This is a genomic window from Ferrovibrio sp. GW821-FHT12F09 (assembly GCF_058806775.1).
Genome location: NZ_JBXAPZ010000003.1, coordinates 365,963 through 382,648, shown reverse-complemented (window position 1 = coordinate 382,648; position 16,686 = coordinate 365,963). Strand labels below are relative to the sequence as shown.

General features: G+C 64.0%; 17 protein-coding genes. 4 read left to right on the top strand and 13 right to left on the bottom strand.

The annotated features are described in order from the left end of the window. Positions 1 to 19 precede the first annotated feature (19 nt). From AC1ROB_RS22160 to AC1ROB_RS22110, 11 genes are read right to left on the bottom strand one after another with little or no spacing between them, the layout of a single operon-like run. Entirely contained in the window at positions 20 to 1,540 is a 1,521-nt protein-coding gene (locus AC1ROB_RS22160) for an acetate--CoA ligase (protein WP_492972892.1), read from the bottom strand. After that, a complete protein-coding gene (locus AC1ROB_RS22155) occupies positions 1,537 to 2,076 on the bottom strand; it encodes an ureidoglycolate lyase (RefSeq protein ID WP_492972893.1) in 540 nt (179 codons plus the stop codon). The genes AC1ROB_RS22160 and AC1ROB_RS22155 overlap by 4 nt, the downstream gene beginning before the upstream one ends. Continuing rightward, the gene (locus tag AC1ROB_RS22150) at positions 2,073 to 3,308 is read right to left on the bottom strand and encodes an MFS transporter (protein ID WP_492972894.1); all 1,236 of its coding nucleotides are present in this window, start codon (positions 3,306 to 3,308) and stop codon (positions 2,073 to 2,075) included. The genes AC1ROB_RS22155 and AC1ROB_RS22150 overlap by 4 nt, the downstream gene beginning before the upstream one ends. A 48-nt stretch (positions 3,309 to 3,356) precedes the next feature. Continuing rightward, entirely contained in the window at positions 3,357 to 5,066 is a 1,710-nt protein-coding gene (locus AC1ROB_RS22145; RefSeq protein WP_492972895.1) for a RimK family ATP-grasp domain-containing protein, read from the bottom strand. A gap of 27 nt (positions 5,067 to 5,093) precedes the next feature. Then, positions 5,094 to 5,573 carry a GNAT family N-acetyltransferase gene (locus AC1ROB_RS22140; RefSeq protein WP_492972896.1) on the bottom strand — a complete coding sequence of 160 codons (480 nt, stop codon included), beginning with the start codon at positions 5,571 to 5,573 and terminating at the stop codon, positions 5,094 to 5,096. After that, the gene (locus AC1ROB_RS22135; RefSeq protein ID WP_492972897.1) at positions 5,574 to 6,449 is read right to left on the bottom strand and encodes an MBL fold metallo-hydrolase; all 876 of its coding nucleotides are present in this window, start codon (positions 6,447 to 6,449) and stop codon (positions 5,574 to 5,576) included. Positions 6,450 to 6,451: 2 nt separating this feature from the next. After that, complete coding sequence (locus AC1ROB_RS22130; RefSeq protein ID WP_492972898.1) at positions 6,452 to 7,660, bottom strand: molybdopterin molybdotransferase MoeA; 1,209 nt, start codon at positions 7,658 to 7,660, stop codon at positions 6,452 to 6,454. A 3-nt stretch (positions 7,661 to 7,663) separates the two neighbouring features. After that, complete coding sequence (moaC, locus tag AC1ROB_RS22125) at positions 7,664 to 8,143, bottom strand: cyclic pyranopterin monophosphate synthase MoaC (RefSeq protein WP_492972899.1); 480 nt, start codon at positions 8,141 to 8,143, stop codon at positions 7,664 to 7,666. After that, entirely contained in the window at positions 8,140 to 8,946 is an 807-nt protein-coding gene (gene trpC, locus AC1ROB_RS22120; protein WP_492972900.1) for an indole-3-glycerol phosphate synthase TrpC, read from the bottom strand. The genes moaC and trpC overlap by 4 nt, the downstream gene beginning before the upstream one ends. Then, positions 8,943 to 10,019 (bottom strand): anthranilate phosphoribosyltransferase, encoded by a 1,077-nt coding sequence (gene trpD, locus AC1ROB_RS22115; protein ID WP_492972901.1) that lies wholly within the window; start codon positions 10,017 to 10,019, stop codon positions 8,943 to 8,945. The genes trpC and trpD overlap by 4 nt, the downstream gene beginning before the upstream one ends. Continuing rightward, on the bottom strand, positions 10,016 to 10,627 hold the full coding sequence (locus AC1ROB_RS22110) for an anthranilate synthase component II (protein WP_492972902.1): 612 nt from the start codon (positions 10,625 to 10,627) through the stop codon (positions 10,016 to 10,018). Before AC1ROB_RS22110 ends, trpD begins: the two co-directional genes overlap by 4 nt. Before the next feature lie 176 nt (positions 10,628 to 10,803). On the opposite strand from AC1ROB_RS22110, the gene AC1ROB_RS22105 reads away from it, so the two are divergent. The 4 genes from AC1ROB_RS22105 (at position 10,804) to AC1ROB_RS22090 (ending at position 15,880) form a co-directional block, all read left to right on the top strand. Then, entirely contained in the window at positions 10,804 to 13,158 is a 2,355-nt protein-coding gene (locus AC1ROB_RS22105; RefSeq protein ID WP_492972903.1) for a methyl-accepting chemotaxis protein, read from the top strand. Between the two features lie 86 nt (positions 13,159 to 13,244). Then, a complete protein-coding gene (gene argC / locus AC1ROB_RS22100) occupies positions 13,245 to 14,291 on the top strand; it encodes an N-acetyl-gamma-glutamyl-phosphate reductase (RefSeq protein WP_492972904.1) in 1,047 nt (348 codons plus the stop codon). Next, entirely contained in the window at positions 14,288 to 14,818 is a 531-nt protein-coding gene (locus tag AC1ROB_RS22095) for a gamma carbonic anhydrase family protein (protein WP_492972905.1), read from the top strand. Before argC ends, AC1ROB_RS22095 begins: the two co-directional genes overlap by 4 nt. A 78-nt stretch (positions 14,819 to 14,896) precedes the next feature. Next, positions 14,897 to 15,880 (top strand): pentapeptide repeat-containing protein, encoded by a 984-nt coding sequence (locus AC1ROB_RS22090; protein WP_492972906.1) that lies wholly within the window; start codon positions 14,897 to 14,899, stop codon positions 15,878 to 15,880. A 2-nt stretch (positions 15,881 to 15,882) separates the two neighbouring features. On the opposite strand, the gene AC1ROB_RS22085 is transcribed toward AC1ROB_RS22090, so the two are convergent. Both AC1ROB_RS22085 and AC1ROB_RS22080 read right to left on the bottom strand, forming a co-directional pair. After that, a complete protein-coding gene (locus tag AC1ROB_RS22085; protein WP_492972907.1) occupies positions 15,883 to 16,089 on the bottom strand; it encodes a hypothetical protein in 207 nt (68 codons plus the stop codon). A 53-nt stretch (positions 16,090 to 16,142) separates the two neighbouring features. Next, complete coding sequence (locus tag AC1ROB_RS22080; protein ID WP_492972908.1) at positions 16,143 to 16,646, bottom strand: hypothetical protein; 504 nt, start codon at positions 16,644 to 16,646, stop codon at positions 16,143 to 16,145. Between the last annotated feature and the right edge of the window lie 40 nt (positions 16,647 to 16,686).

The following is a 16,686-nucleotide window of genomic DNA, read 5'->3' as shown; positions in this document are numbered from 1 at the left end:
GGTGCCACATTATTTCAGGTCAGGGTGCCGCCAGTTTCTTGCGCTGCACCTTGCCATTGGCGGTGCGCGGCAGGGCCGCCACGAAGCGCCATTCGCGCGGGCATTTATAGGCGGCGAGCCGCGCCTCGGCGAAGCGGCCCAGTTCGGCGGGCTCGGCAGCCTGCCCCTCGCGCAGGACGATGAAAGCCGCGACCACCGAGACATCCGCCCGAACTTTCAATTCGGTCACCGCCACCTCGGCGATGGCTGGATGGTCGGCGAGGGCGAGTTCCACTTCCACAGGCGAGACGCGATAGCCCATCGCATTCATCACGTCGTCGTTGCGGCCGTGATGCCAGAGATAGCCATCGGCATCCAGGCTGGCGAGATCGCCACCGCAGAACCAGTCACCGCGATAGACCAGGGCTTCTTCTTCCGGCCGGTGCCAGTATCCCAGCATCAGCGACGGTTCCGAACGATGCACGGCCAGCAGGCCGGTTTCGCCATCCGGCAGCAGCACCGGTTCGTCACTGTCAGGCGACAGGACGGCGACACGACGACCGGCCTGCGGCTTGCCGGGGCTGCCGGGTTTGATCGTCATGCCGGGTCCGGTGGAGATGTAGGTGGAAATCTCCGACATGCCTAGGGCTTCATACAGCGGCTTGCCGGTGCGGCTCTGCCATTCTTCCAGCAATGCCGGCGGCAAGGCCTCGCCGGCCGTCGCCCCATGGCGCAATGCCGAAAGGTCGTGAGCATCGAGATCGCAGTATTTCAGGATCTGGCGATAGAGCGTGGGCACGGCAGCAAAGATAGTGGCGCGATGCCGCGCCAGCAGCCGTGGCCAGACCTGGATGTCGCGCGGCCCGTTATACAGCACGGTGGTGGCGCCAGCCGCCCAGGGATCGACGAGGCCGACGCCCAGCGTATAGGTCCAGTTGAAGGCGCCGGCATGCAGCATCACGTCGCTGTCCTGCAGGCCGAGCCAGCCCTGGTACATCGGCCGTCGCCCCCAGGCGGCACGATGGGCATGCAGTACACCCTTTGGCCGGCCGGTGGTGCCCGAGGTATAGACCAGATAGGCCGGATCGTCGGCGGCCGTATCGGCATAGTCGGGCAGCGGGTCATGCTGTTTCAGGGTCGTCAGGCGGACCGGATCGAGCAGGATGACATCGGCCGGCAGCGTCAGGTCGCGCGCAAGCTCGGCACTGGCGGCAACAACCGCGGCGCCGGAATTCTGCAGCAGGTAATCGGCTTCGGCGGCGGTGAGCTGGGCGCTGGAGGGCAGCGCGACATAGCCGGCTGCCATGGTGGCGAAATAGGTCAGCGCATAATCCGCATCGTTGGCCATGCGGATCATGATGCGGCTGCCGGCTGCGAGGCCCAGCGAGCGCAGGCCGGCAGCAAGCCGGCGCACGGCAAGATCGGCCTCCGCGAAGGTAAGGCGGGTCTCGTCACTCTCGCCCACCAGGATCATGGCGGTCTTGCCGCCGCGCAGGCGGGCATTTTCAGCCAGGCAATAGCGCGCGATATTGAAACGGGCGGGAACCGGTTCGCGGGTCATGGCACCAGTCGCAGCGCCGGGATATCGGCAAGGCGCGATTCCACCGCTGCCGCGCCGTTGTTCAGGTGGTTCACCAGATCGGCGGTGGTGGAGCGCCGTGTCAGCATCAGGCAGGTGGCTTCGCGGCCTGAGGTTCTGGTTGCATGCCAGGTACCGGTTCGCATGCAGATGCCCTGGCCTTGCGGAACAAGAAAAGCCCTGACGGTCGCAAGATCGGGCTCGCCGGACGGCGTGCTGGTGGCCACCACCTGCACGACGCTGCCGGTCAGCGGCACCACGGCCTGTTGGGTCCGGTGATGCACCTCAAGGCGTGCGATGACCGGTTCGGCCGAGCGATAGGTCACCCATAGTATTTCCGGTTGACCGTCTGTGCCGGCATCGAAGATATGCTCCTGCCAGAAATCGGAAGACGGGCTGCCATAAGCCGCGTCCGTGGGGGCAGAGGCGAGGGGCTTGCCCAGCATCCAGCCATAAGGTGCGGCGGCGACTTCGCTGAGGACTTCAATCCGGATCGGCGTTTCGGCGCGCATCGTCATAGTGTGGCGGTCTGGTGCGGCTTGGCGTCAGGCGTGCGCAGATAGAACAGCAACGCCGACAGCAGGATCACGCCCTGCACACCGAAGATAATACGATAATCGGTCTCGGTCGGCATCTGCCCCTTCGGCGCCAGGCGACCCATCAGAAAACCGGTCAGAATCTGCTGGAAAGCACCGCCGCCCATGGTGCCGATATTCAGGGTCGTGATGCCGCGGCCGACAACGGCCGCCGGGAAGACGGAACGGGCATGGGCAAAGATCATGACGATGCAGCCATTCATCACGCCCATGAAGGTGAAGAGGACGGTGATCAGAAAGACACTGAGACCCGGAACGATGACGATGATGAAAATGCACAGAAGCTGCGCGCCCAATCCCACGGCGAGCAGCCATTTCCGGGTGTTGAAGACGCGGTCCAGCGGTCCCCAGATGAAATAGCCGGCGGCGGCACCCAGCGCCATGAAGATCAGCACATTGCCGCGCGCCGCCGCATCCATGCCATGCACATCGTGCAGATATGGCCCGCCCCACAGGCCGAGGATGGTGATGAAGGTGGCGTAGGCGCAGAAGATGATGGCGAACAGGTTGGGGAAGGCGGGAAGGCGGATGATGTCGGCCACGCCGCGCAGGGCCTGCCCGAGGGTTTCGCCGGCGCCGGGGCGCGCCTTGGCGGGATCGGGATGATCCTGGATCGCCCAGTACGAGAGTCCGATCAGGCAGACTGTGATTCCGGCGGTGAGATAAAAGGCCATGCGCCAGCCATAGGCGGCCGCCAGCCAGGCCAGTGGCGCCGTGGAGGCGACGACACCGAGATTGCCGATCGCGATCAGGATGCCGGACATGGTGGCAAAACGGTCGGGCGGGAACCAGCGGGAGAACAGCACCATCGGGCCGGTCAGGAGGGCCGCGCACCCGAAGCCGAGCACGACACGCGCCAGGCTCAGCTCGGTGAGGTTTCGGCCATGGGCAAAGGCAAGGGCGCCAATGAAGGCGATCACCAGCGTCACCAGAATGGTGCGACGCGGGCCCCAGCGGTCGAGCGCAATGCCGACCGGCAGCTGACTGACCGAGAAGGTCAGGAAGAAGGCTCCGGTCAGGATGCCCAGATCTTCCGGCGTCAACAGCAGTTCAGTCATCAGGTCAGGTCCGATCACGGCATTGGCCGAGCGGTAGAACTGGCTGATGGTGTAGCTCAGGCAGGCGCAGAGCAGGATGCGCCAGGCGACGGGCATTGCGGCCTCTTGCTTGGAGTCTCGGGCGATAGGCCGCCCGAGTTTAGATCATTTCTGGCTGTATGGCAGGGGCAGGGAAGGTTCTTCGGAGTTTTCCTCGGCCACCACATGGGGGCGGGCGCCCAGCATCGAGGCGATGACCTGGCTTGATACCTCGGCGGCGATCCGCGCTGCCACCTCGCTCGATACCTTTGCGGCCACCTGGGCGGCGATCTGGGCTGGCGAGGGCGGCTGGCCGGGTGTGATGGCGTAGGCTCCGGCCATGGTCTGCTGGGATTGAGCCAGTGTTATGGTCTCCCCGCCCGGGCGTTCTTCCAGGCGGCGGATGAATTCCTGGATGATCCGGCGATACAGGTCATCCTTCAGAACGGCGTCTTCCTCGCCCTGGTTGATCGAGGGGTTGTCGTTGATTTCGATAACCACCACGCCCTTTTCTGTCTGCTTCAGGTCGACGCCGTAGAAGCCATCGCCGATCAGGCTGGCGGCCTTGAGCGCGATGTCGACCACCGGCCGCGGCGCGTCTTCCACGCGCAGGGTGCGAAAGCCGCCTTCGGTGAAGCGGCCGCCATCACTGTGCTTCACCACCTGCCAGTGGCCACGGGACATGAAATACTGGCAGGCATAGATCGGCTGCCCACGCAGGATGCCGATCCGCCAGTCGAAATCGGTGTAGAGGTATTCCTGCGCCAGAATGACGTCGGATTCCCGCAGCAGGCGGGTAGCGGCTTCTTCAAGCTGGCCGCGGTTTTCGGCCTTGACGATGCCGCGTGAGAAAGAACCATCGGGAATTTTCAGGATGATGGGATAGGCGATTTCCTGTTCCACGGCTTCCACGCCGCGATTGTCGAGCACCACGGTCTTGGGCGTTGGAATCTTGTTCGCCTTCAGCAACTCGGCCAGATACACCTTGTTGGTGCAACGCAGGATCGAAGTTGGATCATCAATCACCGCCATACCTTCATTCTCTGCTTTCTTGGCAAAGCGGTAGGTGTGGTGATCGAGCGCGGTCGTTTCCCGGATGAAGAGCGCGTCGTATTCGGCCAGTTCGGCATAGTCTTTCTTTTCGACCAGCTCGACCTCGACGCCCATTTGCTCGCCGATGCGGACGAATTTCTGCAGGGTGCGGCGGTCCGACGGCGGCAGGGCTTCCGTCGGATTATGCAGGATGGCCAGGCTGTATTTCGCGGCTGGCTTGGCCTTTGGTGTGCGCCAGCTGGAGCGGGTGTAGGATTCCAGCGCGCGCTCGAAGAATTCCTGCTGCTCGGGCTTCAGGTCACTGAGGGCCATCGGCCGGATCGAGGCGATGTGCCAGCCATCTTCCGGTGAGATGCTGAGCTTCAGCAACGGGCAGCGGAATTCGTCGAAGACCCGGCGGGCCAGATCGGGGAAACGCAGGTCGTCGCTGCGGCCGAAGAAGACATTCACCGTGAAGGGCGCCGTCGGCAGCATGACGAGCCGTTTCACCTGCTGCTGCAGCAGTTCGTCCAGCTCGGGCAGGGCATGGCTGTATATGCTGCGCTCGCGCAGATCCAGGATGGTCTTGACCGAGGGGATGACCTTCTGGCTGCGCGCCTCGGCGAGCAGGGAGCAGTAATAACCGTAGCCGAGGTAGGAGTAATCTTTGCTGAGGTTGATGATCTTGGCCCGTTTGTCCTGCACCAGATCGGGGCGTGTGATGAACTCGCGGTTGTTCAGGACCAGACAGCCCGGATTGCGGTAGCGGAAATGGGTTTTACGCTCGACGATGATGATATGCATGGCAGCGGGAAGCGGCTCCCGTAAAGCTCAGCGGGGGACTTTGCCTGATCCGGTCTGCAGCGGCTTCTCCAGCCGCAGGGCATCCGAACCGTCTTCATAGTATTGCGCGATGCGGCCTACGATTCCATAGCGGTTTTTACGGTAGAGGTCGATTGCGGCTTTGTTGTGAACGCTGACTTCCAGTCGCACGCAGTGCAGGCCGAGCCCGGTGGCCACCCGCTCGATGGCAGTGAGCAGGGCCGCACCCAGTCCCTGTCCCTGCATGGCCGGATCGACGGCAATGGAGTAAAGCCGCCCAGCCTCGCTGTCGGCGCGGCGAAACAGCGTGGCAGCCCCCAGGATGGCCTCGCCCTGATCGGCAACCAGCAGTACGGCGCGCGGGTTATGCAGCGCCGCGGCATAACTGCGGCGGGACATGCGATCGCCTTGGAAACAGCGGTTTTCCAGTTCGACCAGGGCATCGAGATCGCCCGGATGAGCAGGACGGATTGCTGGTCTGGCCGGCATTCAGGCCGTCGGCAGGCCGATGGCCGCGCCGGCGTGGGTCACCAGACGTGTCGTGGCGTCGAACTGCATCAGGTCCTCGCCGATCAGCACCGGGCCGGTGTAATCGGCGCGGACTTCGGCCAGCAGCGCCGGACGGTCGAAGACGACCGGCACGAAGTGATTGAGAATCAGGCAGCCGACACCGGCCTGGGCAGCGACCTTGCCGACTTCGGTCGACAGGGTGTGATAGCTGGCGACATTGGCGACGGTCTCCGGATTCCGACCTGGCAGCGCCAGCATCTCCCGGTGCAGGAAACATTCATGCACCAGCGCGTCGGCATCTTTTGCCGCCGTGATCAGCTCCGGACAGAAGGCGGTATCGCCGCTGAAGGCGATACTGTGCTGCCCGTCGGTGAAGGCATAACCGAACGCGGCCTTGACCGGCTGGTGTCGCACCGGAATGGCCATGACCCGCAGGTCGCCGTCGCGGATGATGGTGCCGGGCTCGACCTCTGTGACTTCGAGTTCCAGTGCTGTGGTGGACGGGCGCTTTTCATGGGCGATGCGCTGATCCAGCTCAGGCTTCCACAGGGCCATCAGCCCTTTCATGTATTGCCTGGTGCCGACCGGGCCGTAGATGCGCTGCGGCCGGTCGCGGCCCTGGTGCCAGCTGGAGATGATGAGCTGGAACAGATCAACGATATGGTCGGAATGCAGGTGCGTCAGCAGGATGCCATCCAGCAGCTTGCCGGCGCTGCCGGCACCGAGCAGACGCTGGGTCACGCCCGAGCCGCAATCGATCAGGAACTGCCGTTCGCCCCATTGCAGCAGGCTGGCCGGCCCGTAGCGCAAGGTCGAAACCTGCGGACATCCGGTGCCGAGGAGGGTGACGCGCATGATCAGCGCAGGCGCAGGATCTGGACCGGCGCACCTGCCTGCAGTGGCGGGGCCAGCGGCGCGCGCACGATCAGGCAGTCGGCCTCGCTCAGGCGGCGCAGCATGGAGCTGTCCTGCCTGGCGAAGCCGGTCGCGACCAACCGGTTACCATCCTGGCGCAGGGTGGCACGCAGGTAGTCCTCACGCTTGTCGTTTGCGGCGAGGTCCGAGCCGGAGACAGCTGTCTCGAAACGGATTTCCCAGTCCAGCCCAAGCATGGCGCGCATGGCCGGCAGCAGGAAATTATAGCCGCAGACGAGAGCCGAGACAGGATTGCCGGGCAGGCCCAGCAGCGGAATGGACTGTCCGTCGCCCAGATCGGCATGGCCGAACATCAGGGGCTTGCCCGGCCGCATGGCGATGTTCCAGAAGTCGATTCTGGTGCCGCCGCCACCGAGGATTTTATGGATCAGGTCATGTTCGCCGACGCTGGCGCCGCCCAGCGTCAGAAGCAGGTCGCAGCCGGCCGCGGCGGCAGCCTTGGCGCGCAGGTCGGTTTCGGTGTCGCGGGCAATGCCGAGGTCAATGGCAACGCCGCCATGGGCATCGATCAGGGCACACAGGGCAATATTGTTGGAACTGACGATCTGGTTCGGACCGATTGGTTCGCCCGGTCGGGCCAGTTCGTCGCCGGTCGCCAGCACGGCAATGCGCGGTTTGCGCCGCACGGCCAGCCAGGGCACGTTCATGGCGGCCGACAGCCCGATATCGGCAGGGCTGAGCCGGATGCCGGCCTTCAGCAGAATTTCGCCCTCGGCGAAATCCAGACCGGCCTTGCGGATCCATTGGCCGGGCCTGGGTGCTTCGCGCACGGTCAGGCGACCGTCGCTGCCCAGATCGGCGTCTTCCTGGATCACGATGGCATCGGCGCCATCGGGGATCGGTGCGCCGGTGAAGATGCGCACGCAGTCGCCCGGTCCGACGCGACCGTCATGGCGACCGCCGGCAGCGGCTGCGCCGACCGGCTTCAGGATGGCGGGAATGGCAGTGAGATCGGCCTGGCGACAGGCCCAGCCATCCATGGCGCTGACATCGAAGGGCGGTTGGGTGCGCCGCGCGGCCACATCCTCGGCCAGCACACGACCAGCAGCAGCGGTCAGCGCCACCGTCTCCGACGGCATCGCCGGCAGGGCGGCAACGATACGGGCGCGGGCTTCGGTGACGGCCAGCATCGCTCAGGCCGCGTTGAAGTCGCCGGACTTGCCGCCGGATTTGTGCAGCAGCTTCACATCGGTGATCTGCATCCCGCGATCTACCGCCTTGGCCATGTCATAGATCGTCAGCGCAGCAACGCTGGCAGCGGTGAGAGCTTCCATCTCGACGCCGGTGCGGCCTTTCAGCTTGCAGGTGGCGACGATATCGATGGCATTGGCCTTGGTGTCGGGTGTCAGCTCGACCGTGACCTGGCTCAGCGCCAGCGGATGACAGAGCGGGATCAGGTCTGACGTCTTCTTCGCCGCCATGATGCCGGCGATGCGCGCGGTGGCCAGCACGTCGCCTTTGGCAGCCTGGCCCGACAGGATCAGGTCCAGCGTGGCCTTCTGCATCAGGACGCGGGCGCCGGCACTGGCGACGCGCTCGGTCACGGCCTTGGTCGAGACATCGACCATATGGGCTTCGCCGGCGGCGTTGAGATGGGTCAGCTTGTCGCTCACGCGGCCAGCTCCTTGCCGGTCAACAGCAGGCGGGTGGCGGATTCCACGTCAGTCTGCCGCATCAGGCTTTCGCCGACCAGGAAGCAGCGCGCACCGCATTTGGCCATGCGATCGAGATCGGCCTTGGTGTAGAGGCCGGATTCAGCCACCAGCATTTTCTCTGCCGGCACGCGGGCGGCCAGTGCCTCGGTATTGGCGATATCGATCTCAAGGGTCTTGAGATTGCGGTTGTTTACGCCCAGCAAGCGGCTTTTCAGCTTCAGCGCGCGATCCAGTTCCTCGCCGTCATGCACCTCGACCAGCACATCCAGACCGTACTCGCCGGCGGCGGCCTCCAGTTCGGCGGCCTGCGCATCGCTCAGCGCGGCCATGATCAGCAGGATGCAGTCCGCGCCCATCGCCCGCGCTTCGATCACCTGGTAGGGATCGAGCATGAAGTCCTTGCGCAGGATCGGCAGGTCGACAACCGCACGCGCGGCGCGGAGATAGTCATCGCTGCCCTGGAAATACGGAACGTCGGTCAGTACCGACAGACAGGTGGCGCCGCCGGCGGCATAGGCGCGGGCCAGCGCCGGCGGATCGAAATCCGGACGGATCAGGCCCTTGGAGGGCGAGGCTTTCTTGATCTCGGCGATCAGCGCATAACGCCCGGAGTCAGCCGTGGTCTTCAGCGCCCGGAAAAAGCCGCGCGGCGCCGGGGTGGCGCGCGCCAGCTGCTCCAGCTTCGCCTGCGGCACGGCGGCCTTGCTGGCGGCGATATGCAGCCGCTTGTCGGCGTTGATCCTGGTGAGAACGTCGCTCATGCTTTTTTCTTGGCCGGCTTGTCGTCCGCTTCCGGTTCCACCGGCGGCGGTTCATGGGTGATTTCGATCAGGCGTGCCAGCGCCGCACGTGCCTTGCCGCTGTCGATGGCTTGCGCCGCGATGCCGGCGCCCTCGCGCAGGTCCTTGGCCTTGCCGGCGATCACCAGCGCGGCCGCGGAATTGATCAGCACGATATCGCGGAAGGCGCCGGGCGCTCCGCTCAGCACCGCGCGCAGGGCCACGGCATTGGCGGTCGGCTCGTCGCCCTTCAGGTCTTCCATGCGGGCACGCGGCAGGCCGGCGTCTTCGGGCGTGATCTCGAAATGCCGCAGCTTGCCGCCGGCCATTTCGGACACATAGGTGGGGCCGGTGGTGGTGATCTCGTCGAGGCCGTCCGAGCCATGCACGACCCAGACGACTTCAGCGCCGACCTTGCCCATCACCTCGGCCAGTGGTTGCACCCACTGGCGGTCGAACACGCCGATCAGCTGACGCTTCACCAGCGCCGGATTGCTCAGAGGGCCGAGCAGGTTGAAAATCGTGCGGGTGCCCAGTTCGACGCGGGTGGGGCCGACATGGCGCATGGCACCATGGTGTCGCGGGGCCATCAGGAAGCCGACGCCGGCTTCGACGATGGCCTTCTCGATCAGGCGGAAATCGCAGTCGATGTTGACGCCCAGCGCCGTCAGCACGTCGGCCGCGCCGGTTTTCGACGACACCGCGCGGTTGCCATGCTTGGCCACCGGCACGCCGCAGCCGGCGAGCACGAAGGCCGAGCAGGTGGAGACATTCCAGGTGCCCTTGACGTCGCCGCCGGTGCCGACGATGTCGATGGCGTCGGCCGGAGCCTTCACGCCATTGACCTTGGCGCGCATGGTCAGTGCGCCGCCGGTGATCTCGTCCACGCTTTCGCCGCGCACGCGCAGCGCCATCAGGAAAGCGCCCATCTGCGATGGCGTGGCATTGCCCGACATCATCACGTCGAAGGCCGTGCGCGCATCGTCGATGCTGAGCCGCGCGCCGCCGGCCACCAGACCGAGCAGCCGTTTGAAATCCGCAATATCCCCGCTCATGCCGCCTGTCCGTGCTCCGCAATCGCCGTCACCGGCAGGCCGCAATAGCGCACAAAATTGGCCAGCATCGCAAGGCCATGCTCGGAGGCAATGCTTTCCGGGTGGAACTGCACGCCATGGATCGGCAGGTCGTGATGGGCGAGGCCCATGATGACGCCGTCTTCCGATCGTGCGGTCACCTTCAGGCTGTTGGGCAGGCTGGCCGGGTCGACGGCCAGCGAGTGATACCGGGTGGCCTGGAAGTCCTGGGCCAGACCGGCAAACACGCTCTCGCCGGTGTGGTGGATGCGACTGAGCTTGCCATGCAGCGGCTTGGGGGCGCGCACAACCTTGCCGCCGAAGGCCTGGCCGATGGCCTGGTGCCCAAGGCAGACGCCGAACAGCGGCAGGCGGGTCTCGGCAGCCTTGTCGATCATGGCGAGGCAGATGCCGGCGCGGTCGGGATCGCAGGGACCGGGTGACAGCACGACGCCGGCGGGCTTGAGTGCCAGAATGGCCTCCGGTGTCGTTTCATCGTTGCGGAACACACGCATCTCGGCACCGATCTGGCCAAAATAGTGCACCAGGTTCCAGGTAAAGCTGTCGTAATTGTCGATCAGGACGAGCATGGGGCCAGTTTCCTCAGAGCCGGAAGCCTAGCATCCGGTTGTGCGACGCGCCACGGCCCGACCACCCGTTTTGCTAGTACGTGAAACTGGGTTTTCATTGCATATCATGGGCTTGCCCCAACGGTAAAAACCCAGAACAATCCTCCGGTCTTGAAGAATCGAGAGGGGGGTAGGCTATGGCTGATCTGCAGCCGGTTTCGACGTCGGGCGGGGGGATCCGCCAACGCCTGTATATCGCGGTGGGCGCAATCGCCTCCTTCGCCCTGATCTCGGCTGCCGCCGGCTGGTTTGCCATGTCGCGGCTTGACCGGGCCATCACCACAGTGACGGATGAGGGGGTGACGGCCGTGGTTGCGGCCCTGGCGCTGTCGGAACGGGTTGCCGATCTGGCCGGCGCCGCGCCCGATCTGGTCTCGGCCAGCACCGAGGAAGAAGTCAAGGTCACCGCGGCTGGCATCAAGGAGCGCGAGAACGATATCCGTTCGGTGTTGGATCTGGTTGCAGCACGGGTGAGCGGCGGCCGCCTGGAGGAAATCAAGAAGGAAACCGATGGCCTGCTGGCCAATATCGGCCGGTTGCAGCAGCTGGTCAGCGCCCGTATCCGGACAACCCAGCAGCGTGAGACCGAGACCCAGGAACTGGCCAAGGCGCACACCACCTTCCTGCAATTCGCCAATCCACTGATCGATGACGCGGTGACGGATCTGGCCGGCAGCATGACCTCGGTGACGCGCAGCGGCGACCTCAGCCGTATCGAGCGCTCGCTCACCCGTATGGCCAATAACGACGTAATGCTGGTGCAGGCCACCGCCACGCTGATCGGCGAAGTGAACAACGCGGTTGGTCAGCTGGCCGTGGGTGCCCAGGCCGCTACCCGGGCCGAACTGGAAGCCGCGACAAAACGCTTTGCCACCACGTCTGAACGCGTCACCAAGGCGCTGACGGTGGTGGAGAAAATCAACCCGCATCCTGAGCTGAGCAAGGCGACCAAGACGGTTGTCGGCTACGGCGATGAAGGCACGGGCCTGTTGAGTTTCCGCGAACAGGAACTGGACTCGCTCGAATATGCACGCTCCACCTTGAAGACCAGCCGTGATGCGGCCAAACGCCTGGCGGCGGTGGCGCAGCAGGTGGTCGAGGATGCCAATCTTGACGTTGCTGCAGCAACCAGAGAAGCAAAGAGCAGCAGCAGTACCGGCCGGATGATTCTGGTGATTGTAGCCGCTGCCAGCCTTGTGGCGGCATTCTTGGTCGGATGGCTCTATATCGGCCGCCGCGTCGCCGATCCGCTGGCGGCTCTGACCGGTGTCATGGACCGGCTGGCCAATCGCGAATGGGGCACGGACGTTCCGGACCGGCAGCGTGGCGACGAGATCGGCGCCATGGCTCGTGCCGTGCAGGTGTTCAAGGAGAACGGTCTGCAGAACGAGGAGCTGCAGCAGGAGGTCGAGCGCAATCGCCTGAGCGCGGAAGAACAGCGCAAGGCCCAGGAAGACCTGCTGGATCGCGCTGTCGGCGAAGTGGTCGGTGCGGCCGCGGGCGGTGACTTGTCTGCCCGCATCGATACCAGCAAGCTGGACGGGATGATGGCCCGCCTGGGCGAACGGATGAACGGCATGCTTGGCACGGTGGAGACTGTGTTCGGCAATCTGGGCGATGCCCTGGGCGCCATGGCGCGTGGCGACTTCACCCATCGTATCGGAGCAGATTATCAGGGTGTTTATGACCGGTTGAAGCAGGATGCCAACCGGACGGCCCAGCAACTGGCCGAGACGGTGGGCCGGGTCACGTCTGCCGCCGCCACTGTGCGCGATGCTGCGACCGAGATTTCAAGCGGCAGCAACGATCTGGCCGGCCGTACCGAACAACAGGCCGCCAGCCTGGAAGAGACTGCGGCCTCGATGCACCAGATCACGGCAACCGTAAAACAGAATGCCGATAATGCCGAAGCGGCCAACAGCCTGGCAGCGACGGCGCGCAACACGGCCGAGAAGGGCGGCAGTGTCGTCCGCAGCGCCGTCGAAGCGGTCAGTCGCATCGAAGGCAGCGCGCAGAAGATCAGCGATATCGTCGGTCTGATCGACGAGATCGCCTTCCAGACCAATCTGCTGGCTCTGAATGCGTCCGTGGAGGCGGCCCGCGCCGGTGAGGCCGGCAAGGGCTTCGCCGTGGTGGCCCAGGAAGTCCGGGCGCTGGCCCAGCGTTCTGCTGACGCCTCGCGTGAAATCAAGGCCCTGATACAGGCCAGCACCGGCGAGGTGCGGGAAGGGGCCCGTCTGGTCAACCTGACCGGTGAAAGCCTGAGCGAGATTGTCTCGGCTGTGAAAAAAGTGGCCGATATCGTTGGGGAGATTTCCTCGGCCAGCCGGGAGCAGGCGGTGGGTCTCGACGAGGTGAACACGGCCGTGGGGCAGATGGACGAGATGACCCAGCGGAACGGCGCCCTGGTCGAGCAGACCACGGCCTCGGCGACCGCCATGGCCCGGCAGGCGCAGGAATTGGCCGATTTAGTGGGACAATTCCGGATCTGACGGTATCAATTTAACTATTGAACCGAGCGGCTGGCGCGTTATACCCATCTCCATCTTTAGGCCCATCTTTTCCACAGGAGGTCGACATGGCCACGGATGCCATTCGGGTCGCGATTTTGGGTGCCAGCGGTTATACGGGGGCGGAGCTGCTCCGCGTCCTGCTGCGTCATCCGCGCGTCCGCGTGGTCGCCCTGACCGCCGACCGGAAAGCGGGCGAGGGGATTGAGACGGTCTTCCCACAATTCACCGGCCTGAACCTGCCGAAGCTGGTTACCATCAAGGAAGTGGACTGGAGCGGCGTGGATGCCGTCTTCTGCGCCCTGCCGCATGGCACCACCCAGGAGGTGATCGCCGGCCTGCCGACGCATCTGAAGATCATCGATCTGTCGGCTGACTTCCGGTTGCGCAACCTGGACGAATACGCCAAGTGGTATGGCCATGAGCACCGGGCGCCGAAGCTGCAGGACGAAGCGGTCTACGGCCTGACCGAGATGTATCGCGACAAGGTGGCCAAGGCGCGGCTGGTGGCCAATCCCGGCTGCTATCCCACCTCAGCCCAGCTGCCGCTGATGCCGCTGCTGGAAGCCGGCCAGATCGACGCTGACGACATCGTGATCGACGCCAAGTCGGGCGTATCCGGTGCCGGCCGTGCGCTCAAGGAGGGCTCGCTGTATTGCGAAGCCGCCGAGGGCACCCATGCCTACGGGATTGGCTCGCACCGGCATGGCCCCGAGATCGAGCAGATCCTGGCGGATGCTTCGGGTCAGGAGATGGTGGTGAGCTTCACCCCGCATCTGATGCCAATGAACCGCGGCATGCTGTCCAGCATCTATGTGAAGACCAAGCCGGGCGTCAGCGCCGATGACCTGCGCACCACACTGCTCAAGCGGTATGCCGAAGAACCCTTTGTGCAGATTCTGCCGCAGGGCGTGTCGCCGCAGACCCGTCATGTGCGGGGCACCAATTCCTGCCACATCGGCATCTTCGCCGACCGCATCAAGGGGCGGGTGATGATCTTCTCGGCCATCGACAACCTGATGAAGGGTGCGAGCGGCCAGGCGGTGCAGAACTTCAATGTGATGTACGGCATTCCGGAAACCACCGGTCTGGACCAGATCGCCCTGTTCCCGTGAGCCTTGTCCTGCCGTTCGGCGATAAGCATCCGGCCATTGCGCCGGATGCCTTCGTTGCGCCAAACGCAACGGTGATCGGCGATACCGAAATCGGGGCGCGCAGTTCGATCTGGTTTGGCTGCGTCCTGCGCGGAGACGTCAACAGCATCCGTATCGGCAGCGATACCAATATCCAGGATGGCAGCGTGGTGCATGTTACCCGCGCCAAATTCGGCACGACCATCGGTTCAGGTGTCACCATCGGCCATATGGCCCTGATCCATGGCTGCACCCTGCAGGACAACTGCTTCGTCGGCATGCAGGCGACCGTGATGGATGCCTGCGTGATCGAGAGCACCGGCATGCTGGCCGCCGGAGCGTTGCTCACGCCCGGCAAGCGCATTGCTGCCGGTGAACTCTGGGCCGGTCGTCCGGCCAAGCTGATGCGTCGTCTTGATGCGGACGAATTGCGCAATATTACTGAAACAGCGCAGCATTATGCCCGGCTGGGTAGTACATACCGCCTGCAGCTTGCAGCCGTTCGTTAAGACTTTCTTGAAATCCGGTCGCTAGCCTTACACATTTACAGAACAAGCCCGGCATAAGCCGGTTCTGTGGATGGAAACATGACAACCGGTGCTGCCACCAACACGTCCTGGCCCGATGATCTCTACGATCAGATCAAGGCGCATGGGGAGTTTCTGTCCGGCCGACTGGGCAAGCTGACGCGCGGCAAGCAGCTCACCCTGGTCGGCGCCGACCTGACCGGCATCAAGCTGGTTGGCATGAATCTGCAGCGCACGGTTTTTCGCAGCTGCCGTTTTTATTGCGCCGATCTCCGCAATGCCGATTTCAGCCAGGCTGTTCTCACCGGCTGCGATTTCTCCGGCGCCGATCTGACCAATGCGCGGTTCGTCTGGGCCAATCTGCGGGGCGCCGATCTGTCGCGCGCCATCCTGAAGGGCACACGCTTCGAAAATGCCGACATGCGGCCGATGACCGATCCGCCGGTGCCGCCACATGGCAAGGGCGGCGCGGTGTCACTGAGCGACACGACGCTGCACAACACCAATCTGAGCCAGGCCAAGCTGCTGGGCGCGTCTTTCGTCGGCGCCATCCTTGATGGCTGCATTCTCGACAATGCCGATCTGGAAGGCGCGGATTTCTCGTATTCCACGCTGAGCAATGTGCAGTTCAAAAACACCAAGCTGCACGATGCCAATTTCAAGCTCGCGGATTTCCCGCCCGAGATGATGGCCCAGCTTCAGGGCAGTGGCGCGCGGGTGCCGAAGGAGATTCCGGTCGATGTGATCGAACAGGTTCTCCGGGATCACCAGTCCTGGGTCGATACGGAAGGGAAGTCCGGCCGTCGCGCGATCCTGTCAGGCTGGTATCTGTCGCGTGCCCATCTGGTGCATGCCAACCTGAACGGCGCCGATCTGCGCCAGGTCAATCTCTCGAATGCCAACCTGCATGGGGCCCGGCTGATCTGTTCGGATCTGCGGGAGGCCAATCTGATGTATGCCAATCTGACAGATGCCGACCTGCGCGGGTCGTTGATCGAAGGTGTACGCGGTCTGCCGGTTGTGCAGAACGAAAAGAAGAACTGACCCTAGCGCCGACCTGCGGCGGCCTTGGGATCGTTTGCGGTCAGGTTTTTGACGGCCCGTAGGACGCGGCGCCAGACCAGGATGCCGGCGAAATCATTGCTCTGCGTCATTTCATTCAATTGACGGCTGGCATGCGCTTCCGCACGGCGGGCCCCGTGATCGGCGATCAGATCGCGCGCAGCGCGCCAGATTTCAGCATCGGATGACATGGGCCGCAGACTGGCTGGAAAAGGTTAGCGAAGTGTAACCCCGGCGGCTGGTCTTATGAAGGTTCGCTGACCTTGCCGACGGCTACCCGCAGGTTATCAAGCAGGTCTTTTTGCAGTTTTTCGCTGGTTCCGCGCACGCCCTGGGCCAAAACCACATACATGGCATCGACATGGATGCTGATGACTTCCAGCTGGGCCTCGTTGGGCAGGGCCAGATGGGTGATGAAATCCTTCAGAGACTTCGCCAGATGGCTCAGCAGCGGGTAGCCGAAAATGCCCCCCATGCCTTTGATGTCGAACGCCAGTTCGGCAATGGTGGATAGTATGAAAATCCGTGACAGCGGGTCGCCTTCGGCAGCTTTGACCTGCACGCGCATCTCACGCAGCTTGTCGAGGACCTCGTTGGAGAAGGTGTCTGCCGAGGAGCCGATGGCTTTCTCGATCAGGCCGCGGACTTCGTCGGTCAGGACCAGGTCCATGCCGGTCGTGAAGTTGACCGCACGCTGTCGCAGGTCCTGCGGCGCCTTGATGATCTGAACTTTATTGGCCTTGCTCATGCCAGGCAGCCAGTCCCCAGAACTGCTGGCTTGCATTGCG